General features: G+C 65.0%; 1 protein-coding gene and 1 pseudogene. Both read right to left on the bottom strand.

Annotation, left to right across the window (positions count from 1 at the left end; translation table 11 throughout):
* Positions 1-209 (bottom strand): annotated as a pseudogene (locus EN969_RS33425) (sugar phosphate isomerase/epimerase); the annotation flags it as partial.
* A partial coding sequence (locus EN969_RS33420) for a Gfo/Idh/MocA family oxidoreductase (RefSeq protein ID WP_164758768.1) occupies positions 206-829 on the bottom strand: 624 nt, incomplete at its 5' end. The gene EN969_RS33420 and the pseudogene EN969_RS33425, both read right to left, overlap by 4 nt.

Below are 829 nucleotides of genomic sequence, written 5' to 3'. Positions count from 1 at the left end.
GAGGACACGGTGACGTCGGCATCGCCGATCGCCTCGCGGATCTGGCCGGCCAGCCGCGGCAAATCCTTGCCGCCCAGCGTCTGCCAGAAGAAGGGCTGGATGCTCTCGAAGCCGAGCGGCAGGATCTGCTTGATGTAAGCCGCCGGGTCGTCGAGATTGGCCCGCACCATGGTGCCGATCCGGATGTCGAGAAGCGGGTTCGGCGTCATTGTGCTTCCTCTGCGATTGTCACGCGGCGGCCGGTCTCGGCGCTTTCGATGGCGCCAAAAACCATGGCCAGGCTCTTGATGTTGTCGCCGCCGCGCGTTTCCGGCTCGGTGCCGGTCTCGATGGCGTGCATGAAATCCTGGAGAATGCCGAGATGGCCGCCGACGCGATCGGACGCATCGAGCGGCGGCACCTCGATCGGCTGGGTTTTGTCGAACATTCCCTCGCGGCCCGGCATCACTGCTTCTGCCCTCAAATCGTCATGACCGTCCCAGATGAGGCTGCCGCGCTCGGCAACGATGCGCCATGCACTTTCCCAACTGGTGCGGAAGCCGGCCGCGCACCAGCTGCCGGCGTAGGTGAAGACCTTGCCGTCGCCGAGATCGAAGACGGCGCTGGCCGAAGATCCCTGCCTGTACCAGGAACTGGCCGGCTCCCATTCCTGGCAATAGACGCCGGCCGGCTCGCCATTCACCATATAGCGAGCGGCGTCGAAGGTGTGGATCGCCATGTCGAGCAGCAGCACATGGGCCATCTCCTCGCGAAAACCGCCGAAATGCGGCGCGACGAAGAAGTCGGCGTGGATGCTGGTCGGCGCACCGATGGCGCCGGAGTCCAGGAA

Source organism: Mesorhizobium sp. M7A.F.Ca.CA.003.01.2.1, from assembly GCF_003998945.1.
Classification (GTDB): domain Bacteria; phylum Pseudomonadota; class Alphaproteobacteria; order Rhizobiales; family Rhizobiaceae; genus Mesorhizobium; species Mesorhizobium ciceri.
Note: the sequence above shows the minus strand (reverse complement) of the source record. Positions and strands in the feature narration are given on the sequence as shown.